Annotated in this window: 23 protein-coding genes and 1 other RNA gene; 14 read left to right on the top strand and 10 right to left on the bottom strand. The window is 57.5% G+C overall.

The genetic code is table 11. The annotated features are described in order from the left end of the window. The first annotated feature begins 111 nt into the window (after positions 1-111). The 3 genes from J2X72_RS08600 to J2X72_RS08590 all read left to right on the top strand — a co-directional run bounded on the left by J2X72_RS08600 (position 112) and on the right by J2X72_RS08590 (position 2,268). Positions 112-744 carry a DapH/DapD/GlmU-related protein gene (locus tag J2X72_RS08600; protein WP_310070725.1) on the top strand — a complete coding sequence of 211 codons (633 nt, stop codon included), beginning with the start codon at positions 112-114 and terminating at the stop codon, positions 742-744. 75 nt (positions 745-819) lie between these two features. Continuing rightward, positions 820-1,302 (top strand): CreA family protein, encoded by a 483-nt coding sequence (locus tag J2X72_RS08595; protein ID WP_210000459.1) that lies wholly within the window; start codon positions 820-822, stop codon positions 1,300-1,302. A 297-nt stretch (positions 1,303-1,599) separates the two neighbouring features. Beyond that, positions 1,600-2,268 (top strand): N-acetylmuramoyl-L-alanine amidase, encoded by a 669-nt coding sequence (locus J2X72_RS08590; protein WP_310070721.1) that lies wholly within the window; start codon positions 1,600-1,602, stop codon positions 2,266-2,268. Position 2,269: 1 nt separating this feature from the next. Here J2X72_RS08590 and J2X72_RS08585 read toward each other — a convergent pair whose 3' ends face one another. Continuing rightward, on the bottom strand, positions 2,270-4,717 hold the full coding sequence (locus J2X72_RS08585; RefSeq protein WP_310070718.1) for a UvrD-helicase domain-containing protein: 2,448 nt from the start codon (positions 4,715-4,717) through the stop codon (positions 2,270-2,272). 266 nt (positions 4,718-4,983) lie between these two features. On the opposite strand from J2X72_RS08585, the gene J2X72_RS08580 reads away from it, so the two are divergent. Continuing rightward, positions 4,984-7,320: a glucose/quinate/shikimate family membrane-bound PQQ-dependent dehydrogenase gene (locus J2X72_RS08580; RefSeq protein WP_310070716.1), complete on the top strand. Its 2,337-nt coding sequence runs from the start codon at positions 4,984-4,986 to the stop codon at positions 7,318-7,320. Between the two features lie 61 nt (positions 7,321-7,381). On the opposite strand, the gene J2X72_RS08575 is transcribed toward J2X72_RS08580, so the two are convergent. Beyond that, the gene (locus J2X72_RS08575; protein WP_210000481.1) at positions 7,382-7,852 is read right to left on the bottom strand and encodes an Lrp/AsnC family transcriptional regulator; all 471 of its coding nucleotides are present in this window, start codon (positions 7,850-7,852) and stop codon (positions 7,382-7,384) included. A 145-nt stretch (positions 7,853-7,997) separates the two neighbouring features. Here J2X72_RS08575 and J2X72_RS08570 point away from each other — a divergent pair, with 145 nt between their 5' ends. From J2X72_RS08570 to J2X72_RS08545, 6 genes are all read left to right on the top strand, one after another. Further along, positions 7,998-8,909, top strand: a complete 912-nt coding sequence (locus J2X72_RS08570) for a DMT family transporter (RefSeq protein ID WP_310070713.1) — start codon at positions 7,998-8,000, stop codon at positions 8,907-8,909. A gap of 44 nt (positions 8,910-8,953) precedes the next feature. Continuing rightward, a complete protein-coding gene (locus J2X72_RS08565) occupies positions 8,954-9,829 on the top strand; it encodes a dienelactone hydrolase family protein (RefSeq protein ID WP_310070711.1) in 876 nt (291 codons plus the stop codon). A gap of 86 nt (positions 9,830-9,915) precedes the next feature. Then, on the top strand, positions 9,916-10,866 hold the full coding sequence (locus J2X72_RS08560; RefSeq protein ID WP_310070710.1) for a hypothetical protein: 951 nt from the start codon (positions 9,916-9,918) through the stop codon (positions 10,864-10,866). 8 nt (positions 10,867-10,874) lie between these two features. Further along, complete coding sequence (locus tag J2X72_RS08555; RefSeq protein WP_210000491.1) at positions 10,875-11,252, top strand: DUF2185 domain-containing protein; 378 nt, start codon at positions 10,875-10,877, stop codon at positions 11,250-11,252. A 121-nt stretch (positions 11,253-11,373) separates the two neighbouring features. Beyond that, positions 11,374-12,783 carry an FAD-binding oxidoreductase gene (locus J2X72_RS08550; protein WP_210000494.1) on the top strand — a complete coding sequence of 470 codons (1,410 nt, stop codon included), beginning with the start codon at positions 11,374-11,376 and terminating at the stop codon, positions 12,781-12,783. A 61-nt stretch (positions 12,784-12,844) separates the two neighbouring features. Continuing rightward, positions 12,845-16,726 carry an AsmA family protein gene (locus J2X72_RS08545; protein ID WP_310071054.1) on the top strand — a complete coding sequence of 1,294 codons (3,882 nt, stop codon included), beginning with the start codon at positions 12,845-12,847 and terminating at the stop codon, positions 16,724-16,726. 5 nt (positions 16,727-16,731) lie between these two features. On the opposite strand, the gene J2X72_RS08540 is transcribed toward J2X72_RS08545, so the two are convergent. The 5 genes from J2X72_RS08540 to J2X72_RS08520 form a co-directional block, all read right to left on the bottom strand. Continuing rightward, the gene (locus J2X72_RS08540) at positions 16,732-17,223 is read right to left on the bottom strand and encodes a VOC family protein (protein ID WP_210000501.1); all 492 of its coding nucleotides are present in this window, start codon (positions 17,221-17,223) and stop codon (positions 16,732-16,734) included. Between the two features lie 205 nt (positions 17,224-17,428). Next, positions 17,429-17,665, bottom strand: coding sequence for a ribbon-helix-helix domain-containing protein (locus J2X72_RS08535; protein ID WP_310070699.1), 237 nt, complete (start codon positions 17,663-17,665; stop codon positions 17,429-17,431). Beyond that, the gene (locus J2X72_RS08530; RefSeq protein WP_210000506.1) at positions 17,662-17,874 is read right to left on the bottom strand and encodes a DUF4169 family protein; all 213 of its coding nucleotides are present in this window, start codon (positions 17,872-17,874) and stop codon (positions 17,662-17,664) included. The genes J2X72_RS08535 and J2X72_RS08530 overlap by 4 nt, the downstream gene beginning before the upstream one ends. A gap of 7 nt (positions 17,875-17,881) precedes the next feature. Further along, the gene (locus J2X72_RS08525) at positions 17,882-18,457 is read right to left on the bottom strand and encodes an SspB family protein (RefSeq protein ID WP_310070696.1); all 576 of its coding nucleotides are present in this window, start codon (positions 18,455-18,457) and stop codon (positions 17,882-17,884) included. A 209-nt stretch (positions 18,458-18,666) separates the two neighbouring features. Continuing rightward, positions 18,667-19,365: a TetR/AcrR family transcriptional regulator gene (locus tag J2X72_RS08520; RefSeq protein WP_210000522.1), complete on the bottom strand. Its 699-nt coding sequence runs from the start codon at positions 19,363-19,365 to the stop codon at positions 18,667-18,669. Positions 19,366-19,588: 223 nt separating this feature from the next. Between J2X72_RS08520 and J2X72_RS08515 the strand changes: the two genes are divergently transcribed. Further along, positions 19,589-20,797 carry a multidrug effflux MFS transporter gene (locus J2X72_RS08515; protein ID WP_310070694.1) on the top strand — a complete coding sequence of 403 codons (1,209 nt, stop codon included), beginning with the start codon at positions 19,589-19,591 and terminating at the stop codon, positions 20,795-20,797. An 87-nt stretch (positions 20,798-20,884) separates the two neighbouring features. Here the strand turns inward: J2X72_RS08515 and J2X72_RS08510 are convergent, their stop codons facing one another. The 3 genes from J2X72_RS08510 to ssrA form a co-directional block, all read right to left on the bottom strand. Then, the gene (locus J2X72_RS08510; protein WP_310070693.1) at positions 20,885-21,358 is read right to left on the bottom strand and encodes an SRPBCC domain-containing protein; all 474 of its coding nucleotides are present in this window, start codon (positions 21,356-21,358) and stop codon (positions 20,885-20,887) included. Beyond that, positions 21,339-21,692 (bottom strand): metalloregulator ArsR/SmtB family transcription factor, encoded by a 354-nt coding sequence (locus J2X72_RS08505; protein WP_310070689.1) that lies wholly within the window; start codon positions 21,690-21,692, stop codon positions 21,339-21,341. The genes J2X72_RS08510 and J2X72_RS08505 overlap by 20 nt, the downstream gene beginning before the upstream one ends. 127 nt (positions 21,693-21,819) lie before the next feature. Beyond that, positions 21,820-22,177, bottom strand: a transfer-messenger RNA (tmRNA) gene (gene ssrA, locus J2X72_RS08500). Between the two features lie 144 nt (positions 22,178-22,321). On the opposite strand from ssrA, the gene J2X72_RS08495 reads away from it, so the two are divergent. From J2X72_RS08495 to J2X72_RS08485, 3 genes are all read left to right on the top strand, one after another. Next, a complete protein-coding gene (locus J2X72_RS08495) occupies positions 22,322-22,633 on the top strand; it encodes a DUF2853 family protein (RefSeq protein WP_210000530.1) in 312 nt (103 codons plus the stop codon). Positions 22,634-22,772: 139 nt separating this feature from the next. Continuing rightward, on the top strand, positions 22,773-23,567 hold the full coding sequence (locus J2X72_RS08490; protein ID WP_310070686.1) for a thymidylate synthase: 795 nt from the start codon (positions 22,773-22,775) through the stop codon (positions 23,565-23,567). A gap of 54 nt (positions 23,568-23,621) precedes the next feature. Further along, the gene (locus tag J2X72_RS08485; RefSeq protein ID WP_210000535.1) at positions 23,622-24,122 is read left to right on the top strand and encodes a dihydrofolate reductase; all 501 of its coding nucleotides are present in this window, start codon (positions 23,622-23,624) and stop codon (positions 24,120-24,122) included. Positions 24,123-24,334: the final 212 nt, after the last annotated feature.

Below are 24,334 nucleotides of genomic sequence, written 5' to 3'. Positions count from 1 at the left end.
GGACTTCTCCCGGTTCCGGCGTTGCCGGCCGCGAATGGACGGCGAGCCATCGTTTTCAACTCGTCAACGACTTTCTGTGCAAAAGAATTGGCTGAACAATTGAGAAAGATCATGGCCGATAACGACGATCCGCGCTTCCAGAATGACCAGCCGCGCATCCATCCATCCGCGCAGCTGAAAGGCGTCAAGCTTGGCAAATATACCGAAGTTGGCGAGCGCGTTGTCCTGCGCGATGTGACGGCTGGTAATTTTACCTATTTCGAACGGCACAGCGAGGGTATCTATGCCGATATCGGGCGGTTTTGCTCGATTGCCGCGAACGTTCGCATCAACGCACTCGAACATCCGATAGAGCGGCTGACGACGCACAAGATCAGCTACCGGCCAAACGAGTTCTTCAAATACCAAGGCATCGACAACGTCTTTCGCGCACGCCGGCAAGCGAAACGCGTCGGGATCGGCCATGATGTGTGGATCGGGCATGGCGCGGTAATCATGCCTGCAGTCCAGATTGGTCATGGCGCAGTCATTGGCGCCAACGCGGTGGTGACCAGGAATGTCGCACCCTATACGATCGTCGCAGGCAATCCGGCCCGGGTCCTCCGCCTTCGCTTCCCGGAAGAGATTGCCGCGCGGTTGCAGCGACTTGCCTGGTGGGACTGGCCTCCGGAAACGGTCTTCGAAGCCATTCCGGACATCCAGTCACTCGGCATCGAGGATTTCCTGGCGAAATGGGAGCGTTAAAACGCGTTCGCATTTGCTTGCAATCGTTCAGCGCAATATCCAACTGTACTTTGCTCTAACCCTCGGGAGTTTTCTATGAAGCGAACGCTTGCTGCCCTGGCCCTCCTAGGCGCCGCATTTCTTCCTGCTCAGGCCGAAGAAGTCGGCAAGGTCGGCGTCGACTGGCTCGGCAATGATATCGTCATCGATGCTGTCACCGATCCGAAGGTGCAAGGCGTTACCTGCCATCTCGCATCCTTCTCGCGGGGCATGATCGACCGGCTGCAGAAAGGCAACTGGTTCGAGGATCCGTCCAATGCCTCGATTTCCTGTCAGCAGACAGGACCGATCACGATTGGCGATATCGAGCTTGGAGAAGGCGGCGAGCGCGTTTTTTCCGAGCGCACCAGCCTTATCTGGAAGAAGCTCGTCATTACGCGCGTCTACGACAAGCCGAACAACACGCTCATTTATCTTGCCCATGCCACGCAGGTTCAGGATGGCTCGGCCAAAACCTCGATCTCGACGATCCCGCTTTTTGCGGGCAATGTCAGCTGGTCCAAAGGCAAGCCGGAATAGCGAGATTTCCGCACTTAAGGTGCCGCTATCATGGCGCGGGGTCATATCTGCCTGCAATGGCGCTGTGCGTGGTTCGACAAGCTCACCATGAGGGACGATTTTGATGGCAGGAAGCCAGATCCTGCACCGTTGAACGGAATTCTGCAATCAGTCCAACGCCCTCATGGTGAGCTTGTCGAACCACGTACAGCGCCATTGCCATAGATCATAACACCCTCGTATGCAGATCCATCCTATTGACAAATAGGATTTAAATCTTATTACTGAGCGCATTTAAGAACTAAAAGGATTTTTTTCATGGAATTTCAAATCAAGGACAACAGGCTTGCAGCGACTTCTTCCCGCGTAGAATTTGTGAGATCACCGAATATCGGAGGTCCGCTGAAGCCGAAATTTTTGATCATTCACTATACCGCAAGCGGGCCGGACGCCGACATCGCCAGATACTTTTCGCAAAAAGCGGCCAATGTTTCGGCCCATCTCGTCGTTCGCCGCGATGGGTCGGTCACGCAATGCGTGCCATTCAATGTCATCGCGTGGCATGCGGGCCAGAGCCAGTGGACGGGGAAGGGCGGCACCAGATATTCGGGGCTGAACAGTTCGGCTATCGGCATCGAAATCGAAAACTGGGGGCCGCTTGACAAGGGTGCTGGCGGCTGGGTGTCCTGGACCGGAGCGGCCGTTGATGGCTCGAAGGTCGTCGAAGCCCGCCATAAGTTCGGTGTGCCCAATTGCGGCTGGGAAATCTTCACCTCCGCGCAGATAGAGACCGTGACTGCCCTGGCGCAAGCAATCTGCAGCGCTTATGCCATCGAGGATATAATGGGTCATGATGATATCGCTCCCGGCCGCAAGTCCGATCCGGGTCCAGCCTGGGACATGGAAGCGTTCAAGGCGAGGGTAAGGGGCGGGGCCGAATATAGGAAAATCGAGGGTATTCGGATGCAGCAACGGACTGAGCGATAGCTCAAATCCCTTTCACAAAGCTGTCCAGCACGCGCTTTTGCCCGGCCTTGTCGAAATCGATCGTCAGCTTGTTGCCTTCGATCGATGAGACATTGCCATTGCCGAACTTGATGTGGAAGACGCGGTCGCCCACGTCGAAATTCGAGGGCGTTTCGCTGACGGATTTCGCCACCAGTTCACCATCGATCGTGCGGCCCTTCACTGAACCGCGTCCTGCGCCAAGGACGGAATCCGTTTCGCCGTAGCCGATGCGCTCAACTTTTGCGCCAGAACGTGAGCCCCAATTGTTGCGGGTCGCGTCGGAGCGGTTTTGCTGGGCGCGTTGCCAGCCGGGGGTCGAATAGGTGTTTTCGAATGGATCGGCGCGATCGAAGCGCGATTGGCCGTAACCGCCGCCCCGGCCGCCGTAGCCTCCGTAACTATCGCCGCCCGCCACCACGTCCACATGTGCTTCCGGCAGCTCTTCGAGAAACCGGGAAGGGATCGTCGATTGCCACAGGCCATGGATACGCCGATTTGAAACGAACCAGATATGCAGGTTCTTCTTAGCGCGCGTCAATCCGACATAGGCGAGGCGGCGTTCTTCTTCGAGACCCGAGCGGCCGCCTTCATCCAGCGCGCGTTGGTGCGGAAACAGGCCTTCCTCCCAACCCGGAAGGATGACCGTCTCAAACTCAAGGCCCTTGGCCGAGTGAAGCGTCATGATATTCACGGCATCGAGGTTTTCGTTCTGCTCGGCATCCATGACCAGCGCGACGTGTTCGAGGAAAGAGCGCAGCGACTCATATTCCTCCATCGAGCGGATCAATTCCTTCAGGTTTTCCAGCCGGCCCGGTGCCTCGGCAGAGCGATCCGCCTGCCACATGGCCGTATAGCCGGATTCGTCGAGGATTTTCTCGGCAAGCTCCGTGTGAGGGGTCGTGTCAATCTGCCCTTGCCAGCGCTGGAAATTTTCAACGACTTCGCGCAAGGCCGAGCGCGGCTTGGGCTTCAGCTCTTCCGTCTGGATCAGGTCCGCTGCCGCTTCGAGCATGCTGATGTCGCGAGCGCGCGCATAATCATGCACCTGCCGGATCGCTGCTTCGCCAAGGCCGCGCTTTGGCGTGTTTATGACGCGTTCCAGCGCGAGATCGTCAGCGCCTTGCGCCACGACGCGAAAATAGGCCAGCGCGTCGCGGATTTCGAGACGTTCGTAAAACCGTGGGCCGCCGACCACCCGGTAATTCAGTCCGAGCGTGACGAAACGGTCTTCGAACTCCCGCATCTGGAATGAGGCGCGTACAAGGATCGCTATATCGTTGAGCAGGTGGCCCTTGCGCTGCGCCTGCTCGATCTCTTCGCCGACAGCGCGCGCTTCTTCTTCCGAGTCCCAGGATGCGTGCACATTGACCTTCGCATCTTCAGGATTGGCCGCATCGGTAAACAGGGTTTTGCCGAGACGGCCTTCATTGTGCGAAATCAGGAACGAGGCCGTACCGAGAATATGCGCCGTCGATCGGTAGTTGCGCTCTAGCCGGATCACAACTGCGCCGGGAAAATCCTTCTCGAAGCGCAGGATATTGTCGACCTCCGCGCCGCGCCAGCCATAAATCGACTGATCATCATCGCCGACACAGCAGACATTCTTCGACCCCTGCGCGATCAGCCGCAGCCACATATATTGGGCGGTGTTGGTGTCCTGATACTCGTCGACGAGGATATAGCGAAACTTGGCGTGATATTCTTTCAGCACATCCGGGTAGGCGCGGAACATGCGGATCGGATGGCAGAGCAGATCGCCGAAATCGCAGGCATTCAGCGTCTTCAGGCGGTTCTGGTATGCGCTGTAAAGCTCGCGGCCCTTGCCATTGGCAAAGGCGCGCGCGTCGCCTTCCGGTATTTCGGAAGGGCCAAGCCCCTTGTTCTTCCAGCCGTCGATCATGAGCGCAAACTGCTTGGCGGGCCAGCGTTTGTCGTCGAGGCCCTCGGCCTGGATGATCTGCTTGATCAGGCGAACGACGTCATCGGTGTCAAGAATGGTAAAATCGGACTTGAGACCGACCAATTCCGCATGACGCCGCAGCAGCTTGACGCCGATCGAGTGGAAGGTGCCGAGCCATGGCATGCCCTCGACTGCACCGCCAACCAGAACGCCGATTCGCTCCTTCATCTCGCGGGCGGCCTTGTTGGTAAAGGTCACTGCCAGGATCTGACTTGGCCAGGCTTTGCCCAGCGAAAGGATATGCGCAATACGGGAGGTCAAAACGCGCGTCTTGCCCGTACCGGCACCAGCCAGGACGAGTACCGGACCTTCCGTCGTTTCAACCGCCAGTCGCTGTTCCGGGTTGAGCCCACTGAGGTAGGGTGGCGCCCCACGCGCTTGCATAGCGCGCGCGGCTATGCCCGAAGGCTGGCGCGGCGGCACATCAGCTTCGTCGAAAAACGGCATATCGTCAGGTAATCCGGACATTTGAACCCAATGTAGTGATTCGGTACCGAAAAACCAGAAAAATGCGATACAAAAAGAGAACGGGCCGGCTTAGGCACATCTTCTACACCTAAACTTGAAGTTGAAATATAGGCCAAGCGATATTGCGTCACCTGGATTTACGGCATACCCATTTTGATTGAGACGACTCTTGACTTGAGCACACCCTGACAGCCGCCGGCACGTTCGCAGCCGCCTGTCGGGGATCCATCGATCCTGATCGAGCTTGGAAAAGGACCCCCCGCCCCATGGCAATCACTCTGACAGCCGTTGTTTTCCTGTTGATCGCTGCGGCGCTAGGTGCCGGTGGTGTCTGGCTCGCGGTGCTGGGTGGCAGCTGGTATTATATCCTCGCTGCGCTGGCTTTCCTGATAACCTCCTATCTTCTCTTCCGAAAACGCCCCTCGGCGTTGCTTGTCTACGCGATCCTGGTGATCGGTACGCTTGGCTGGGCCATCTGGGAGATCGGCTTTGACTGGTGGCAGCTCGCGCCGCGCGGCGGTGCCATCATCCTGCTCGGGCTATGGTTGCTGACGCCGTGGATTCGCCGAGGACTGAATGCTGGCGCTGATGCACAGCGGACCTCGTGGGGGCCGGCCGTTCCTCTGCTTGTCAGCGTCCTCGCTGCACTTGTTGTGGCCGGCTACTCCATGATGGGGGATCCGAAGCAAATCACGGGAAAGCTCAGCGAGGAGGTTATCGTAACCGAGCCCGATCTTGGCGGCAACGTACCCGCCGACGATTGGCATCAATATGGTCGCACACCCTATGGCCAGCGCTATTCGCCGCTAAAAGAAATTACGCCAGACAACGTCAATCGCTTGCAGGTTGCCTGGACCTACCAGACCGGCGATGTGAAACTGCCCGATGATGTCGGTGAAACCACCTACCAGGTGACGCCGCTGAAAGTGCGCGACACGCTTTTTATCTGCACGCCGCACAACTGGGCCATTGCGCTCGATGCGGCGACGGGTAAGGAGAAGTGGAAGTTCGACCCGAATGTCGGGCTCAATCCTGATCGCCAGCACCAGACATGCCGCGGCGTCTCCTACTATGCGGATCCGGCTTTGCAGCCCGGCCAGCCTTGTGCCGAACGGGTTTATCTCCCGACCTCAGACGCGCGATTGATTGCCCTTGACGCGGCAAACGGCCAGATCTGCCCCTCTTTCGCCGACAAGGGCACCCTGCATCTGGAAAAAGGCATGCCATACGATCCGGCGGGCTATTATTATTCGACTTCACCGCCCGTCGTCGCTGCCGGCAAGATTATTGTCGGCGGCGCGGTCAATGATAATTACTCGACACATGAGCAGTCCGGCGTTATCCGCGCCTACGACATCAATACAGGCGCGCTCATCTGGAACTGGGATTCAGGCAATCCCGACGTGACGACGCCTTTGCCGGAGGGCCAGACCTACACCCACAATTCACCCAACAGCTGGTCGGTTTCAAGCGCCGATGAAAAGCTTGGGCTGCTCTTCGTTCCGCTCGGCAATCAGACGCCGGACCAGCTTGGTGCAGGACGGTCGGAGAATGTCGAGAAGTTCTCGTCGTCGATCGTTGCGCTTGATCTGAATTCCGGTCAGTTGCGCTGGGTACGCCAGACGGTTCATCACGATCTCTGGGACATGGATGTTCCTGCCCAGCCGACGCTGCTCGATATCAATACTGCAACGGGTGCCATTCCAGCACTCGTCGGGCCGACCAAGCAGGGCGACATCTACGTTCTCGACCGGCGCACTGGCGAGCCAATCCTGCCGATCGAGGAAGTTCCGGCGCCGACGGGTGCAATCGAGGGGGATCATACCGCTCCGACACAGCCGGTATCTGCTCTCAGCTTCATGCCGCAGCGTTTGACGGGCAAGGATATGTGGGGCGTGTCGATGTTCGACCAGCTGGCGTGCCGCATCGAGTTCCGCAGGCTGCGCTACGAAGGCCGCTACACGCCGCCATCGCTGCAAGGATCGCTGATCTATCCCGGCAATTTCGGCGTGTTCAACTGGGGCGGCATAGCTGTCGATCCCGGGCGCCAGATCATGTTCGGCATGCCGACCTATCTTGCCTTTACCTCAAAGCTGGTTCCCCGTGCCGATGTTCCGCCACCGGGCGACAACACCAAGGGCAGCGAGCAGGGTCTCAATCGCAATGAAGGCGCGCCCTATGCGGTCGTCATGGGACCATTTGTTTCGCCGCTCGGCCTGCCTTGCCAAGCTCCACCATGGGGCTATGTGGCCGGGGCCGACCTGCGCACCGGCAAGATCGCCTGGAAACACCGGAATGGTACAGTGCGGGATTCGTCGCCGTTGCCTTTGCCGTTCAAGGTCGGCGTTCCGGGCATTGGCGGTCCTATGATCACCGCCGGTGGCGTCGCGTTCCTTGGTGCTGCTGTGGATGATTATCTGCGCGCCTATGATGTCACGACCGGCAATCAGCTTTGGGAGGCACGCCTTCCGGCAGGCGGCCAGTCCACCCCCATGTCCTTCGCTTTGAATGGCAAACAATATGTCGTCATGGTCGCCGGCGGACACGGCTCGGTTGGAACCAAGCCCGGCGACTATGTCATCGCCTATACCCTGCCGAAGTAGGGTATGGTTGGATTTGAGAATGCCGCATCAGATGCCTGGCCGGAGGATTGCCTAAGGTTTCTTAACGTTGCGGGAGCTTCAAAGGAGCTCCCGTTTTCACCGTGCGGATGGCGAAATTCGAACGGATGTCCGCAACACCCGGAAGCAATAGCAGCTTTTCAGTGAGGAACCGCTCGTAGGCGCTCAGATCCTCGACAACCACTTCGGCGAGAAAATCCGCGGTTCCGGAAATGAGGAATGCGGCCGTCACTTCCGGCATGGCAATGAGCGCCGCCTGTTGCGCGTCCGAATTTTCGCGGCTGTGCTGCCCGACCTTGATTTCCACGAACACCGTCAAGCCGAGACCGACTTCCTTGCGGTCGATATCCGCACGGTAACCGCGGATGACCCCGGCCTTTTCCAGATTGCGGATACGGCGCAGGCAAGGTGACGGCGAAAGATTTACCTTCTCGGCAATCTCGACGTTCGTCGCCCGTGCATCCCCCTGCAGCGCTTCGAGTATCCCAATATCGAATTTATCCAGATTTGGCATAAATCGCCTTCTGCGCCCATCCAACTTATCAAATATTGCTGAAACGGTATCAAAGACAGCATCAACTTGCAAGGACATGCTCCTGCCTTCGGCGATATCCTGCCTTTCAACCGAAGATGTTCGGGCAATTTGAAAGGAAGTTCCGATGGTTGCTCTCAGCCCAGAATTCAGGAAATCCAATTCCCACGCCACGGGCTATGCGGGTGCGCTGGTCACCGTTTTCATCTGGGCGACGTGGATCATTGCCACCCGCCACAGTAGCGCCACGCATCTCGGCACGATCGATCTTGGCCTCATCCGCTACGGTATTCCGGCATTGATCCTGGCACCGGTATGGTTGAAGACGGGACTTATCCCTCGCGATGTTCCGCTCGCCCTTCTGACCATCATGGTCTGCGGCGCTGGTGCGCTGTTCTTCCAGGTCACCACTTTCGCCATTCACTCGACGCCCGCTTCGGCCGTCGGCGTTCTCCTCGGCGGTTCCATGCCGCTTGCTGCCGCGCTGATCGGTGTCGTTGTGTTCGGCGAGCGGCCGGATCTCACGCGCTGGTTGGGCCTTGGCTCCATTGTCGCCGGTCTCGCCATCCTTCTCGTACTTGCGCTGAACAGTCATGAAATCACCTGGATCAGCTTCGTCTTCCTGCCGCTTGGTGCCTTGCTCTGGGCTGGCTATACCCATGCATTCAAGCGGTCCGGTTTGACCGCGCTGCAGGGCGGCGCGCTGATCGCGGTCTGGTCTTTCCTCATTCACGTTGGCCTCGCGCTCACCTTCGGCTCCACGATTCTCGAGGTTCCACTGCCTGAACTCGGTTTGCAGTTACTGAGCCAGGGTGTCCTGTCGGGTCTTGCCGCGATGTTGGCCTATGGCATCGCCGTCCGCTCCCTTGGTGGCAGCCAGGCAGCCGCCTTCAGTGCACTGACGCCGGTGCTTGCTGCTCTTGGCGGCGCCATATTCCTTGACGAGCCCGTCGGCGTCTGGGAGATTGTGGCAGCACTTGTCACCGGACTTGGCGTTGCCCTTTCAACCGGTATCCTTTCGCATCGCGCCAAGGGCTGATGCGGGGATTCGCGCCTCGTCCTCCACGTTTGGAGGAAACAGTTATGAACAAGCCGACAATCACCCAAGCGATGGTCGAGGCCTACGACGAATATACCCACCTGTCGCTTGACCGCCGCGCCTTCATGGAAAAGTTGACCAAGCTTGCCGGTTCCGGTGCTGCTGCTGCGGTCATCGCCCCGATGCTGGCGGCAAATGCCGCACAGGCTGGCATCATCGCGGTCGATGACCCGAGGCTCCGCACCAAGGACATCGTTTTTTCGTCACCCGCAGGGGACATCAAGGGATATCGCGCCAGCCCGGCAGAACGCTCGGGCAAGCTCCCGGCCGTCATTGTCATCCATGAGAATCGCGGCCTGAACGATCATATCCGTGACGTTGCACGCCGAATTGCCCTCGAAGGTTTTGTCGCGTTGGCGCCGGACCTGCTTTCCGCCTCTGGCGGAACGCCCGGCGATGAGGACAAGGCGCGGGATATGATCGGAGCACTCGACCCAAAGACTGCGATTGCAGAAGGCATTGCGACCATCGAATATCTCAAGCAGGACAAAGGGACCACCGGCAAAGTCGGCGTCGTCGGCTTTTGCTGGGGCGGTGGCGTAGTCAATGATCTTGCTGTCAACGCGCCTGATCTCGGCGCCGGGGTCGCATATTATGGCCGGCAGCCAAAAGCCGAGGATGTCGCCAAAATCAAGGCACCGCTGTTGTTGCAATATGCCGGTCTCGATACGCGGATCAATGCAGGTATCGATGCCTACAAGAAAGCCCTTGAACAAAACGGCAAGAGTTTCGAGATCCATATTTATGATGGCGCGAACCACGCTTTCAACAATGATACGTCGGAAGCCCGCTATGACAAGAAAGCGGCGGATCTCGCCTGGAGCCGGACGGTAGCGTTCCTCCAGAAGAATCTTGCGTGAGGAGCACGAAAAACAAAAGAGAAACCAGAGGCTTGCGGGACCGTTCTAAGGCCATTACTTCTCTCATTGAAAGAAGGAATGACCCTATGCGAATTGTTACCCTCGCTTTAAGCGTTGCGCTTTTTTTGCTGGCAAGCGTCCAGCTGGGCCTTGCACAAGAGCGGGTTTTTCCCGGCGGTTCCGGTGTCGGGCTCGTGCCGCCTCCCGGTCTGGTCCTGTCTACCAATTTCAGCGGGTTCGAAGATGCCGCCAAGGGTACATCGATCGTTCTGACGGAGCTTCCGGTGGACGCCTATGCGGAGCTCGCGGCAAAATTCAATCCCGATGGTCTGCGCGCGACCGGGATCGAGGCTGGCCAACCGGAAGATTGGCCGGTCGACGGCGCCGTCGTCTCAAAACTTATTCGCGGCAGCCAGGTCGCGGCCGGGATCAAATACCGGAAGTGGGTGGTCCTGGTCGGCGCCAAGACGACAACTGCCATGGTGACGGTACAGATACCCGAGGGCGTCCAGGGAGGTTTGTCCGATGCGGATGTCGAGACCGCCCTGCGCACCATCACGATCCGCACCCCGCCAAGCCTTGACGAGCAGGTCGCTGCCTTGCCGTTCAAGGTGTCCGATACGGCCGGGTTTCGCCCGGTGCGCGTGATAGCCGGGGCAACTCTTCTTCTGACCGAGGGTCCGAATGATGTTGCCGCAAACTCGATGCAGCCCATCATCATCATTGCGTCCAATCTCAATACCGCACCGGAAGCGCCGGCGCGGATGTCCTTTGCCAAGCAGGCATTCGCCTCATTGACCGGCATTAAGGATGTCCAATCGGACAACGAGACGAGCTCTGAAGAAAATGGCGCCGAATGGGTCGAGATCGACGGGAGTGCCAAGGATGCTGCCAGCGGAGATGCTCTGTACGTCGCGCAAATTGCTCGTTTTGAAACAAGCCGTTACGTGCGCGCCATCCTCATCGTTCGCAGCAGCGAGAAGGACAAGTTTTCCGATCGTTTTCGAAAACTAGCCAAATCCCTGACGATCAACTAAAATTGGCTATGGAGAAAAGCTACCGACTCACCAAGAACGAGATACGGCCATTGATCCGCAACTATGGCGGTTGCATCGCGACGGATACGATCACGATCGATGGTTATCCGGTGCGCTTCATGTACCGCGAGGATCCCGATAACGAGATGGATAGCGGTTGGCGGTTTCTCTCCGGTTTCGAGAGCGACGACTATATGGAAGACCCGGACAACAGCGGCATCTTCGAAGTCAATACCATCGCTAATTACGATCCCAGTATCATTCCGCTTCTGGACGCTCCGGTTGGCAGTGTGTTCGAAAAGACTGGCGAGCAGGAGCGCTTCATCCCCGTCACGGATTGGCAGCCGGGCGAAGACGATGATGAGGATGACGACGACGACAATTAGATCCCGCCTTTTCGCCTGCGGGAAGTCGTCACGGTAATCACACAGAGTTACAACTGGACAAGTCGTGTGCATTCCCCGAAAATGCACGCGTGGAAGACGTATATTGAAGGGTGGAACTGGAATGGCATTGGCAGATGCGGGCGCTTTGCTACGCAACGAAAACGGTATCGCGACGGTCGTTTCTATTCTGAAGAAGCGCTTCGGCGATAATGCGCAGTCGGGCAAATCCATTCGCGAACAGCACGCGCATACGACGAGTTACGTGCCCAATCAGGCACCGGATCTGGTCGTTTTCGTTGAGTCCGCCGAGGATGTTCAGGAAATAGTGCGTCTGTGCAGTGAATGGGGCGTTCCGGTGATCGCGTTTGGAACGGGCACTTCCCTTGAAGGTCATGTCAACGCGCCGGCCGGCGGCATTTCCATTGATCTTTCGCGTATGAATCGCATTCTCAAGGTGTACAGCGAAGATCTGAATGTCGTTATAGAACCGGGTGTCACGCGCAAGCAGCTCAACGAATATCTGCGCGACACGGGTTTGTTCTTCCCCATCGATCCGGGAGCGAACGCCAGTCTCGGTGGCATGGCGGCAACGCGCGCTTCGGGCACCAATGCCGTGCGCTATGGCACGATGCGCGAGAACGTGCTGGCACTGAAGGCAGTGATGCCGGACGGACGCTTGATCACGACGTCGAAGCGGGTGAAGAAAACATCGGCAGGCTATGACCTGACGCGTCTCCTCGTCGGTTCGGAGGGCACACTTGGTATCATCACGGAATTGACGCTGAAGCTTTACGGCATTCCGCAAGCGATTTCCGGCGGCATATGTGCTTTTCCAGATCTTGAAAGCGCTTGCAACGCGGTGATCGAAACCATTCAGATGGGTATCCCGGTAGCGCGTATCGAACTGGTCAATCAGCTCGAAATGCAGGCGATGATCGCCTATTCCAAGCTGGATTACGAGCCTGCGCCCTATCTCTTTCTCGAGTTCCACGGCAGTGAAACGAGCGTGGCCGAGCAGGCAGAACTCTTCGGTGAAATTGCCGCTGCCAATGGCGGCGGTGAATTCAAATGGACAGCCAATGCAGAAGAGCGGGAGAAGCTCTGGTCGGCGCGTCACAATTCCTATTTCGCCTGCATGACGCTCGCGCCTGGAAAGCAGTCGCTTTCGACCGACGTGTGCGTGCCGATTTCACGCCTGGCGGAATGCATCGTCGAGACCGAGAAGGATATCGAGGAGAGCGGGCTGATCGCGCCGATCGTCGGTCACGCCGGTGATGGAAACTTCCATGTGCTCGTGCTTTTCGACGAGAAAGACCCGGCCGAGATCCAGAAGGTTGAGGCATTTGTCGAGCGCCTCAACTTGAGGGCGATTGCGATGGATGGAACCTGCACGGGCGAACATGGCATCGGCCAGGGCAAGATCAAGTTCCTTCGGGCAGAGCTCGGCGGTGCTGTCGATGTGATGGAAGCGATCAAGCGCGCAATCGATCCGGATAATATTATGAATCCCGGCAAGATCTTACGCCTTTAGGCTAACGAATTGATTCCTGGCGCTAAACCATTGTGTGAGCGTTGCAAATTGACCAGAAAGACTGTCATGTCTTGCCGCCGCCAAAAACTGGTGCTTATGGTGCCCGGCACGTATCGATCGGAGTAGGACACTGGCACGCCTGTTCGTATTTATCGGCGGATTACTGGTACTGGTGCTGACTGCGGCGCTGGTCGTGCCTTACTTTGTCGATTGGGCCGGTTACCGGTCCTCATTCGAGCGTGAGGCTTCGGCGCTGCTCGGGCGCCCGGTGACAGTTGCAGGCAGCGCCAGCGCGCGACTACTACCGTTCCCGTCTGTGACATTTTCCGACGTCAAGGTCGGTGATCCGGGTTCCGAACCGGTGATGACGATCGAGAAGTTTTCGATGGATGCCGAGCTTGCGCCATTCGTACGCGGCGAAATCCTGATCTTCGACATGCGGATCGAGAAGCCGACGGCAAAGGTGGCCATCGACGAGAATGGCGTCATCGACTGGGCGATCCGTCCGCGCGCGCCTTTCCATTCGGCGCAGGTCAGGCTGGAGGACATGCGCATTACGGATGGCTCGGTGGTCATTCGCGATGCCTCGACGGGAACCACCCGGACGATCGGAAACCTCAACGCGTCATTGTCGGCTACGGACCTTTCCGGGCCCTGGAAATTTGATGGCACGCTGTTTTTCAACGGGGCCAAGACGGCTGTTTCGGCTTCGACGGGGGCTGTGAAGTCCGATGGCACGCTGAATGTTCATGCACGCGTTTCCCCGGACCGCATTCCGGCGGCTTTCGAGACCGACGGCGAATTGACCGTGAATGAAGGTGTGCTGAAATATGCCGGCAATATCGACATTCGTTCGGCTGACGAGGTGCCTGCTGCCGACGGTTCCAAGTCTGCCGGGAAAACCGAAAGGCCCTTGCTTTCCAGCGTTCGCGTCACCGGGCGTTTTGAAGCCGATCACGCCAAGATCAACATCCCCGAATTTCGCATGGAGCAGGGGACCGTCGACGATCCCTACATAGTCAACGGCAACGCGCTCTTCGATTACGGCAATGATCCGCATTTTGAAATCAAGGCGGACGGACAGCAGGTCACGTTTGCCAACCAGAATGAACAGGCCAAAGGCACGACACCTAAGCCGGCCACCGCATCTGAACGGTTGGGTGTGTTCCGGCGTCTGGTGGACCAACTGCCCATACCGACCGTTCCCGGCACGATCGACCTCAAACTTCCTGCGATCGTCGCAGGCGATACGACGATCCGTTCGGTGACGATCGACGCAGCGCCGTCGAACGGGGCTTGGCAGATCAATCAGGTCAAGGCGGAGCTGCCGGGGCGAACCCAGTTCGAAGCGCAGGGTACGTTGCATGTCGGGGACGATTTTGGCTTCGACGGTCGGCTGCTGATCGCTTCTCGTCAGCCCTCGGGACTCGCCGCATGGCTGACGGATTCCGTTGACGAGTCGATCCGGCGTTTGCCCGGAGCCGGCTTTTCCGGCGATGTCAGCCTGCATGACGAGTTGCAGAAGGTCGACAATCTCGAATTGGCGCTTGGCGGCGCATCGCTCAAAGGCTCGCTGGTACGCAGCGCGAAAGGCGAATCACTGCCGCTGACGCAGCTGACGCTCGAGGGCGGGGCGCTCGATGCCGATGCGCTGGAGGCTTTCGCGGCGATCTTCGGCAATACTGGAACGCCATCTGCAAACGGTTCTCCCCAGTTGCGCGGCCAGGATCTCGATGTGCATCTGAAGGCGGGACCTGTCACACATGACCGGCTGGTCGCGGAAACTCTGGACACGGCTTTCCGCCTGCGCGATGGCGTTTTCGATATCGATAGGCTGACGATCGGTGATGTTGCAGGCACCACCATAACCGCGACCGGCAAGCTTGCACCCTTCAAGGCCGAACCTTCAGGCTCGCTCGATTCCACCATTCTCTCCGACAATCTCGCCCCATTTGTTACGGCGATGACCGAGAGGTTTCCGGATTTCCCCTTCATCAGGACGTTGAGCGAAAATGCCGCCCGGTTTCCAGGTCTCTTCGAGGAGACCAATCTCAATGTCATTGCAAACACTTTGCATGGCAAAGGCGGATCCGAGTTCTCTTTGAGCGCGGCCGGAAAAACCGGGGGGATGGACGTGACCCTCTCCGGCACGACCACGGAAAACGCCGACAAGTTGCGCTCGCTCGAGCTGACGATGGATGCGCGCAGCGCACAGGCGGAGACGCTGATGGCCTTGATAGGGCTCCCGGCGCTGCCACTCGGCATGGCGGGCGAACTTGAGGCCGACCTGGCGCTGAAAGGCAATGAAAGGGATGGCCTCCAGACACAGCTTTCGCTGAAGTCCTCCGATGGACAGGCGCTTGTCGATGGCAGTTTTCGGGACGTCGGCGGCGAGCTGAGCGGCGAGGGCCGTGCCTCGATCAAGGCGGCGGATCTCGAACCCTATATCGCAACGGCCGGCTACTCATTGCCCGGCTTTGGCAATGGCATGGCGGTGGACATCGCAAGCAGTTTCCAGCTTTCGAAGGGTAAGCTGACCTTGCCGGATTTGAACGGCGAAGTGAGCGGCAGGAAGATCGCTGGCCGACTGGGCTTCGATGCCGAGAACGGCATACCGGCGGCGCAAGGCGATCTGACGCTCGCACAGCTCGATCTTCCGTCACTAGCGCAATTCATGCTTGGCACGAACGCACTCGGGACTGATGGTCGCAATGTTTGGCCGACGGAGAACTTCGCGGCCGCACCGCTTTTTCCGGTAAATTTCAACGTGAAAATCAATGCCGCGGAAGCTCCTGCCGGCATTCTTGGCACGATGGGTAAATTCCAGGCGATTGCTACCCTGAAAGACGGCTCGCTTCGTCTCGACGATGTAAAAGGTGATCTGCTCGGGGGCCAGGTCCATGGTATGTTCGAGTTGCGCAATACCAGCGGTACAGGTCTTGCAACCGGACAGTTTACACTCGACCAGACGGCTCTCGAGGCGCTCTACAAGCCCGACGAAGACCAGACGCCGCTGAAGGGCAAGGCGAAAATATCGGCCTCTGTCAATGCGACGGGGACCTCGATTGCCGAGATGATGGAATCTGTCGCCGGCTCAGGCGTGGTCTCGGTTGCGGATCTTGCGATCAACGCGATCAATCCTGGTGCGCTGAAGCCGATCCTTCAGGCGGCGGACGCGATGGAGGGACCGGTCGCCGCCGCCGCCGTGACGGCAACGATTGGCAAATATTTGCATGAGGGCACGTTCAATGCCGGCGCTGCGGAATTTGCCTTCACGATTGCCGGCGGCATGGCGCGGACCTCGACATTCCAGCTTCAAAGCGAGGCCGCAACGCTGGCCGCTGATCTGCGGCTCAATTTTTCCGACATGAGTATTGCATCGCAAGGGCGTTTTACCTTCGATCCGGGCAAGGCCGAGGTTGCTGGAGCCGACCCGCTTGTCGAGTTCAGTCTGGCCGGTCCACTGAACAATCCAAAATTGGCTTTGAACCGGCAGCCGCTTGAACAGTTCCTGACCCAGCGCGCCTTGGAGCGCGAACAACAGCGCGTGGAAACAATGCAGGCCGCGCTTGTCGAAAAGCAGCGTCTGCGCCGCGAGGTGCAACTCTATCAGGCCCGCGCGGATGAGCGTGTGCGGCTTGCCGAAGAAGCCCGCCTCAAGGCCGAGCAGGAAGCACGTGCAGCTGCTGAACGCGCCGAAGCTGCGAGGCTCGCCGCAGAGCAGCGGGCTTTGGCAGAAAGACGTGCGGCCGAGGAGGCGGCTCAAAAGGCGATCGAACAATCGCAACCGGCACCAGCCCCGGCCGCGCCACAGCCGCAAACGCCACCCGGACCGGGCGGCGCTGCAGCAGCGCCGCAGGGCACTGGTGCGCTCGACAAGCAGTCAGTCGATGAGTTCCTGAAAACGCTCGAGCCCAAGTCCCTGGACCCCAAGATTCAATAACGCCATTAGTCACTGACGCCGTTATATGCGTCCTTGATCTTCTGGATGTCGATTTTATACATCTTCATCATCGCTGCCATGACACGGTCTGCTTTCGCTTGGTCCTTGTCGCGCAGCATTTCGGGAAGAATGGTTGGAACGATCTGCCATGACAGGCCAAATTTGTCCTTGACCCAGCTGCAGGGGCGAATTTGCCCGCCATCGGCCGTCAGTTTTTCGGTCAGTCTATCCACTTCCTCTTGGGTGCTGCAGTCAATGGATAGCGAAATACCCTCGGAAAACTGGAATTCTGGCCCGCCGTTCAAAGCGATATACTCCTGGCCTGCAAGCTGGAAAGTGGCGACGAGCAGGGAACCTTCCTTGGATCCACCCTCTTTGCCCCAGTTCATCTTGGTGAGAATCTTGCTGTCCTCGAAAATGGACATATAAAAATCCATTGCCTCCTCGGCATTTCCATTGAACCAAAGGCAGGGGGTAATTTTTTGTTTGGCAGGCATCGCTTTTCCCTTTCATAGCGGTTTGCACTGTTTATAAGACGAACGAAGGTGTGCCGTTCCGACAGGGCTGGAGAATTTTTTTCCGCAGGCGATTGATGAGTCAAAACAGTTGGCTATCGCCGATTAGAGCCTTTCATGGCTAGACGGAAGCGTTCTGCTGGAGGGAATTTGGTTCAAGGTCGAGGGAATTTGGCCCTGTTTCCAGCTAACGATGAACGGCTCTACTGGTGTCGTTCCTCACCCAGTCCAGCACATAGATGCGTAGTGCCGATGACAGGTTGGAGTTGCGATCACGGCTTTCGTCGATTTCGGCAATCAAGCCCGCAACTGTCATGCCGCGGCTAGTCGCGATCGAAATCATGATGTCGTAGAAGGGGTCTTCGAGCGAAAAGCTCGTGCGGTGTCCACGTATGGTGACCGAACGTTTGCGGACACCGCTCACTTGCTGTCCGCATCGTCGTCTGTGAAGGATGGTTTTGTTTCAAGACGACGGTCGTCAAGAAAGCGTGCCTTCTTGCGATTGGCTTCCCGGTCAAATTGCTTCTCAGTCTTGGTCCGTCCGAACAGGACCCGGTTTTCGGCTGCGGTCTTCTCAGCAGCCTCCTTCGCTTTGCGCTTCTTGATCAGTCGAAGATTGACGATCTCGGCCATAGCCAGGCTATTTCTTCTTGCGGAAAGAATCCAGCGACACCACGGACGCGGTGGCTTTGTCTCCGGTCTCCTCGGTATCCGATTTGTCGCCGGCCTTGACCGGCTTCTTCACCGTTTTCACCGGCGGCTTCGGCTTGGTGCTCGGCGTTGCAAGCTTGGGCTTGTCGCTCTGCGGCACGGGAGCAATGCTGGTTATACCCTGATCATTGTCGCCAACGGTTTCTTCCACCTCGACATCAAATTCCAGTTCGAAATTGACTGACGGGTCGTAGAAGCCGCGAATCGCCGAGAAGGGGACGACCAAACGTTCGGGTACATCGCCAAAGGAAAGCCCGACTTCGAAAAGGACGTCGGTCACCTGCAGGTCCCAGAACTGATGTTGCAGCACAATTGTCATTTGTTCCGGATATTTTTCGTGCAGACGCGACGATATGCGAACACCTGCCGCACCGGTTAGAAAAGTGACAAAGAAATGATGGTTGCCGGGAAGACCCGCCTTGGCGACTTCGCCAAGCACCTTACGAATAACGCCGCGAAGCGCTTCCTGGGCAAGTATATCGTAGCGGATCATATCTTGTGGCATGCACTCTTATCCCATGGAGTCACCCCTCCCTGTCAAGCGGAGATGGCTATCATCATTCAACCATTATGGCGCATGGCTAGCGGAATTGCGACCGCTTGTCTGCCGCACAAAACAATTTAACGCTCGTCAGGAAAATTGACGAACGTAAAATACAATTTAACCGTCGTTTGCGGCGAATTTTAAGATGAAAATATCAACTTCAGCAAGTATCAGCTGACGACAGCGAGAGCAGGCGTTCGCGGAGCCGCTTCACTTGCGGGCCCTGCATAGGCGCGGATGAACGTCCGTACCGCGTTGCGCGCAGCACTTTCAAGTTCTTCGTCAGTCGGCGTGCCGCCCAACAGCGTGATCATTTGCAGATCAGCGTTGACCAAGGCCAGAAACTGGCGGGCAGCAAGGTCGAAATCGTCGATCCGTAGCAGGCCTTTGTGGCTGAGGCGTGCAAAAAGAGCGCCCAGAGCCGTGCCGATCTTGCCGGGGCCATGCTGGCGCCATGTTTCAAAGAGGTGCGGATAACGCTCGCCCTCGGACTGCACAAGCTTGCGCAGAAATTTGCCATCCTGATTGCACAGGCAATTTTTCGTGAGACGAACGGCAAAGGCTGTCAGATCATCCTCAAGATGGTCCGTCTTGTCTGGAAAGGTGGATAATATCGAAAACAGCATGGCGTTGGCACGGTCCATGACATCCTCGACAACCGCCGTGAACAGAGTTTCCTTTTCGCGGTAGTGGTTGTATATGGTCTGACGGGAAACGCACGCCTCTACGGCAATTTCGTCGATACTCGCTCCTGAAAAACCTTTGCGACAAAACACCTGAGCTGCAGAATCCAATATGGAAATGCGTTTTGCGCATTGACCGCGCTGTGTATGGCCCGTTCCGGCTCTTGGTTCGTTGCGATTTTTCATCGGCGAAAGATAATGCGTCTTGACGTTTTAGACAATAGTGTCTAGTTTGACAGCGGTGTCCATATTTGTTGACACAGCTTTTTTGCCCTGTTGATGCGCTATCCTCCCAAGCCCGCGCACCATATCGGCCCCCGAGAATCAGTTCGAACCCTCCCGAGTTCACGACCTAAGTGGCGCGAAGACAATCCGGTTTTTGCGCCTCGGTTTCTGAAAGATCACCATCATGACGAGCTCCTTCTTTCGTAGTGCCCTCATCCTTGGCCTTCTGACAGCCATCGGTCCCTTTGCGATCGACATGTATCTTCCCGCGATGCCTTCCATCGGACAGGACCTCGGCGCAGGAAATAATGCTGTTCAGATGAGCTTGTTGGCCTTCTTCATTCCATTTGCGGTCGCCCAGCTCTTCTACGGACCCATCTCCGATATGTGGGGCCGCAAGGCACCGCTTTATATGGGCATCGGTTTGTTCGCCCTTGCGAGCATCGGTTGTGCGCTGGCCAGCGATGTCGAGACCTTGATCGCATTCCGCTTTCTGCAGGGTATCGGCGGTGCCGCCGGTATGGTTATTCCCCGGGCTATCGTCCGCGACATGCATACAGGCGTGCAGGCGGCACGGCTGATGTCGCTGCTGATGCTCGTTTTCAGCATCTCGCCAATCCTTGCCCCGCTGACGGGCAGTGCCGTTATCGTCCTGTTTGGCTGGCGCGGCGTCTTCTGGGCCGTGATGATCGCCGCGTTTCTCGGGCTGATCCTCCTGTCGACGCAGTTGACAGAAACGCGGACCAAGGACGCCCGGGCGGAAAGCGGTTTCGGCAGCGCCATGGCGGCTTATCGCCTGTTGTTCAAGGATGGCAACTTTCTCACGCTCACCTTCATCGGTGGCCTTGGCCTGTCCAGCTTTCTCGTCTATCTGGCCAACTCACCCTTCGTGCTGATCAACCATTACGGATTGACGCCGACACAATACAGTTTTGCCTTCTCGATCAACGCGGTATCGTTCTTTGCTGTCTCGCAGCTGACGGGTTGGCTCGGAGCTCGCTACGGCCTCGTGCGTGTGATGCGCAACGCGGTGACAGGCTTTTCGCTGGCCATGATCGCCATGGTCGTCGTCATGAGCCTTGGCTTCAATCAGCTGCCGGTCATGGCGACCTTCCTCTTCATCGGCTATGGCTTCCTCGGGCTTGTCCTTCCGACAACCGGTGTGCTTGCGCTTGAAGACCATGGCGAAATCGCAGGCACGGCGTCGGCACTTATGGGGACGTTGCAGTTCGTTACCGCCGCTGTCGCCATGGGCATTGCCGGCGCGTTCTTTGATGGCACCGCCTTGCCGATGGCGGCAGGCATTGCCCTTTGTGCCGTCAGTGCATTGATCGTCACGCAGACAACGATCGCTCGCCGCCGCGTCGTCGAGGCGGAGGCCGCCGCAGAATAAGATCTCTGACCTTCCATCAGACGCGAGAGTAAGGCCCGGAACGATGTCCGGGCCTTTTTCATGTCGAATGTTTCATCGGAATTCAGGTCATTCCTGCGCGAGCAACTCTTCCAGCCGATCGAACGTACTGTTCCAGCCCTCCCGGTGACCGTCGCAATCTTCAGGCGTATCGAATTCGCTCTGTTGGAATGTCATCAGTGTCTTGCCATTCTGGCCTTCGAAATTGATGTCGACGAGCGTTTCGAGGCCTGGCGTGCCGTTCTCCTGATCCCAGGCAAACGTGTAAGAGAGGCGCTTGCCCGGCACGATCTTGCGATAGACGCCGCCATGCCACAACTTCTCGCCGCTTGCTTGGCTATCCAGGCAGGCGCGCCATTTGCCGCCAACCCGCAAGTCCGCTTCAACGTAGCTTGCCGGATAATCGCGGGGGCCAAGCCATTGCAACATGCGTTTTGGATCGGAGAACGCATCGAAAACCAGCGCGGGCGGCGCGTTGAAAATGCGTGTTATGGTCAGAACGCGACCGGCTGATGCGTTCATTTCAACGTTGGTCTGGGCCATCGTTATCTCCATTTGTCTGAACCTCCTGCAGATATTCTTCCAGCCGGTCGAAACTGGTTTCCCAGAAGCGCCGGTAATGTTCGAGCCAGTCCCTCACTTCCTTGAGGGGTGCCGCATCGAGACTGCATGGCCGCCATTGCGCCTCGCGGCCGCGAATGATGAGCCCGGCACGTTCGAGCACCTTGAGATGCTTCGATACGGCTGGTCCGGACATGCGAAACGGTTCGGCGAGTTCCGTCACCGAGGTCGTGCCCAGCGCCAGACGTGCCAGGATTGCCCTGCGTGTCGGGTCCGCCAGTGCCGAGAAGATGGTATCGAGACGATCGGTTGCCATGTTGTGCTGAACCATTCGGTTATTTAACTACATGGTTTTATACGCCTTGATAAAGCGCGCGTCAAGCCTTGCACGAGCCGCGCAGGGAAAGGGCGAGGAGAAGGGGAAATGCAGGGGCAGGGAGAGAAGTGAAGGCTTCTGTTGCCAGGTGCCTCCGAACCCCGCCTAGAAGTGCGAACCCCTAGGACTTGATTTGAAGCTATCGCACCGCATTAAGCGGCGAGACGTGCTTCCGCATAGTTGTCGTTTGCAACTACTAGGTTAGCCCGATAACGGTGGTACAATGCCGGGCAAAAGTTCGATCTTTATACTCTTGTCGATCCTATTTCGCCCCCGCCACAAAGCAGCAAGACCTGCTGCGTTCTGGTGGAGGCGCCGGGTACCGCCCCCGGGTCCAATAAGCTTATTACATCGACCGTTTATCACCATAGCTGGCCGAAGCCAGCAGCTCTTATATAGGAGCTGTTGAGCCGAATTGAAAGAGTGGATTGACTTGGAACTGTTGCTGGGGAATGTTTCGGGGTGTCTAGAGAGCCATCGCCTCATGCATCTGCCAGTTTGTGCGATGTCCTCATTGTCAGAGAGGTTGCAATGCCACGCATTGAGCCTAGCAATCAGGGGGTTTTTCGATGAGTGACTATCTAAAGGATGTTCGTCATTATGATGCGGCTGCCGATGAGGCGACTGTAGCGAAAATCGTCAAACATCTCGGAATTGCTCTGCGCAACAGGGATTCTTCGCTGGTTTCCTGCACAGATCCGGACGAATTGAAGCGTGTCCGCACCAATTGGGTCGAAAAGAAGCTGGGTTTGACAGACACCGCCAAGGCCGATGCCGCCATCGAATCCGTCTGCGCAGCGATGAAGGCGGACAGCTCAAAAAGCCGCGTCACCTTTTATTACCTGACTGCCAAAGCCCTCGGCGCTCTCGGCAAGCTCTGATCATTTCAACCGGCAAATCCGAATCATCCCCGGCGAATCACCGGGGATTTTTCATTGCGCGCGTGGATTTTGCCCTTGCAGGTCTGTGGATCACGCACAAGTTTAAGTGTTTAGTCAGCCGAATCTGCTAAAAGAAATTATGCGCACTTATCTCGATCTTCTTCAGCACGTGCTCGATACGGGGGCTGACCGCGGCGACCGCACCGGCACCGGTACCCGGTCTGTTTTCGGCTATCAGATGCGTTTCGATCTGGCAGCCGGCTTTCCCATGCTGACGACGAAAAAGCTGCATCTGAAATCCATCATTTATGAACTTTTGTGGTTTCTGCAGGGCGACACGAACGTCGGTTATCTTAAGGAAAACGGCGTCACGATATGGGACGAGTGGGCCGATGAGAATGGCGACCTCGGCCCTGTCTATGGTGCGCAATGGCGCTCATGGCCAGCGCCGGACGGCCGGCACATCGACCAGATCTCGAATCTTTTGAATCAGATACGCAAGAATCCTCATTCAAGACGTTTGATCGTCTCGGCGTGGAATCCCGCCTTGGTCGATGAGATGGCGTTGCCGCCCTGCCATTGCCTGTTCCAGTTCTACGTGGCCGATGGCAAGCTCTCATGCCAGCTCTACCAGCGTTCGGCGGACATTTTCCTGGGCGTACCGTTCAACATCGCCTCCTACGCGCTGTTGACGATGATGGTGGCGCAGGTCACCGGGTTGAAACCCGGCGATTTCGTTCACACGCTCGGCGACGCCCATCTCTATGCCAATCATTTCGAACAGGCGAAGCAGCAATTGATGCGCAAGCCCGGTCCATTGCCGACGATGCAGATTAACCCGGACGTTACCGATCTGTTTGCCTTTAAATATGACGATTTCCATCTGATAGATTATGTCGCCGAGCCGAGCATCAGGGCGCCGATCGCGGTGTAGATTCCGCGTTCAGGTTTGCGGGCGAAATGTTTGTTTGAAACGGATGGATGCCACATGATCAGTTTTGTTGTTGCTATTGCCGAAAACGGCGTCATCGGCCGCGAGAATGGCTTACCGTGGCGATTGTCCTCGGATCTGAAGCGGTTCAAAGCCACCACCATGGGCAAGCCCATCATCATGGGGCGCAAGACATGGGATTCGCTTGGGCGGCCCTTGCCCGGCCGGACCAACATCGTCATCACCCGGGACCCCGCCTTTTCCGTTGAAGGTGCTATCGCCGCCCGGTCCATTGATCAGGCGCTGATGATTGCGGGAAGCCATGCCGGTGCCGACAAGGTCGACGAGATTTGCATTATCGGCGGCGGCGATATTTTTCGCCAATCGTTGAACCGCGCCGACAGGCTGTATGTCACCTGGATCCTGGCCGACGTCGAAGGCGATGTGTTTTTCCCCCCGATCGATCCAAAGGTATGGACCGAGGTTTCCAGCGAGGATTTTCCGGCGGGTGAAAAAGACAATTATGCAACGCGGTTCGCCATCTACGAACGCGGCTGATTTGGGGTCTGTTCGATATTCACACCCTAGCGTGGCGAAAACGGCGGGTTTCGAGCAACGGAGCGCTGCGTACATTTGGTACGTGCGCACCGGAGCGCAGAAAAACGTCGTTTGCAGGCCGCTATGGCGTGAATAAACGTCGCCACGCGTTGAAAGCGTGCCTTGCGATCCCTATAAACGGGAAGTTGGATTAGCGGGAGGAAGCCACGGGT

Origin of the sequence: Phyllobacterium sp. 1468, assembly GCF_031455525.1 — a bacterium.
Lineage (GTDB): Bacteria > Pseudomonadota > Alphaproteobacteria > Rhizobiales > Rhizobiaceae > Phyllobacterium.
This window is presented reverse-complemented; position numbering and strand designations above follow the sequence as displayed.

What these genes read in the sequence shown, in the direction of transcription:
- J2X72_RS08570 (WP_310070713.1), top strand. Translation starts at nt 7,998, where the DNA reads ATGGTTGCTCTCAGCCCAGAATTCAGGAAATCCAATTCCCACGCCACG.
- J2X72_RS08505 (WP_310070689.1), bottom strand. Translation starts at nt 21,692, where the DNA reads ATGGCAACCGATCGTCTCGATACCATCTTCTCGGCACTGGCGGACCCG.
- J2X72_RS08595 (WP_210000459.1), top strand. Translation starts at nt 820, where the DNA reads ATGAAGCGAACGCTTGCTGCCCTGGCCCTCCTAGGCGCCGCATTTCTT.
- J2X72_RS08555 (WP_210000491.1), top strand. Translation starts at nt 10,875, where the DNA reads ATGGAGAAAAGCTACCGACTCACCAAGAACGAGATACGGCCATTGATC.
- J2X72_RS08525 (WP_310070696.1), bottom strand. Translation starts at nt 18,457, where the DNA reads ATGCCACAAGATATGATCCGCTACGATATACTTGCCCAGGAAGCGCTT.
- J2X72_RS08490 (WP_310070686.1), top strand. Translation starts at nt 22,773, where the DNA reads ATGCGCACTTATCTCGATCTTCTTCAGCACGTGCTCGATACGGGGGCT.
- J2X72_RS08520 (WP_210000522.1), bottom strand. Translation starts at nt 19,365, where the DNA reads ATGAAAAATCGCAACGAACCAAGAGCCGGAACGGGCCATACACAGCGC.
- J2X72_RS08580 (WP_310070716.1), top strand. Translation starts at nt 4,984, where the DNA reads ATGGCAATCACTCTGACAGCCGTTGTTTTCCTGTTGATCGCTGCGGCG.
- J2X72_RS08600 (WP_310070725.1), top strand. Translation starts at nt 112, where the DNA reads ATGGCCGATAACGACGATCCGCGCTTCCAGAATGACCAGCCGCGCATC.
- J2X72_RS08550 (WP_210000494.1), top strand. Translation starts at nt 11,374, where the DNA reads ATGGCATTGGCAGATGCGGGCGCTTTGCTACGCAACGAAAACGGTATC.
- J2X72_RS08590 (WP_310070721.1), top strand. Translation starts at nt 1,600, where the DNA reads ATGGAATTTCAAATCAAGGACAACAGGCTTGCAGCGACTTCTTCCCGC.
- J2X72_RS08530 (WP_210000506.1), bottom strand. Translation starts at nt 17,874, where the DNA reads ATGGCCGAGATCGTCAATCTTCGACTGATCAAGAAGCGCAAAGCGAAG.
- J2X72_RS08565 (WP_310070711.1), top strand. Translation starts at nt 8,954, where the DNA reads ATGAACAAGCCGACAATCACCCAAGCGATGGTCGAGGCCTACGACGAA.
- J2X72_RS08510 (WP_310070693.1), bottom strand. Translation starts at nt 21,358, where the DNA reads ATGGCCCAGACCAACGTTGAAATGAACGCATCAGCCGGTCGCGTTCTG.
- J2X72_RS08560 (WP_310070710.1), top strand. Translation starts at nt 9,916, where the DNA reads ATGCGAATTGTTACCCTCGCTTTAAGCGTTGCGCTTTTTTTGCTGGCA.
- J2X72_RS08515 (WP_310070694.1), top strand. Translation starts at nt 19,589, where the DNA reads ATGACGAGCTCCTTCTTTCGTAGTGCCCTCATCCTTGGCCTTCTGACA.
- J2X72_RS08485 (WP_210000535.1), top strand. Translation starts at nt 23,622, where the DNA reads ATGATCAGTTTTGTTGTTGCTATTGCCGAAAACGGCGTCATCGGCCGC.
- J2X72_RS08585 (WP_310070718.1), bottom strand. Translation starts at nt 4,717, where the DNA reads ATGTCCGGATTACCTGACGATATGCCGTTTTTCGACGAAGCTGATGTG.
- J2X72_RS08540 (WP_210000501.1), bottom strand. Translation starts at nt 17,223, where the DNA reads ATGCCTGCCAAACAAAAAATTACCCCCTGCCTTTGGTTCAATGGAAAT.
- J2X72_RS08575 (WP_210000481.1), bottom strand. Translation starts at nt 7,852, where the DNA reads ATGCCAAATCTGGATAAATTCGATATTGGGATACTCGAAGCGCTGCAG.
- J2X72_RS08495 (WP_210000530.1), top strand. Translation starts at nt 22,322, where the DNA reads ATGAGTGACTATCTAAAGGATGTTCGTCATTATGATGCGGCTGCCGAT.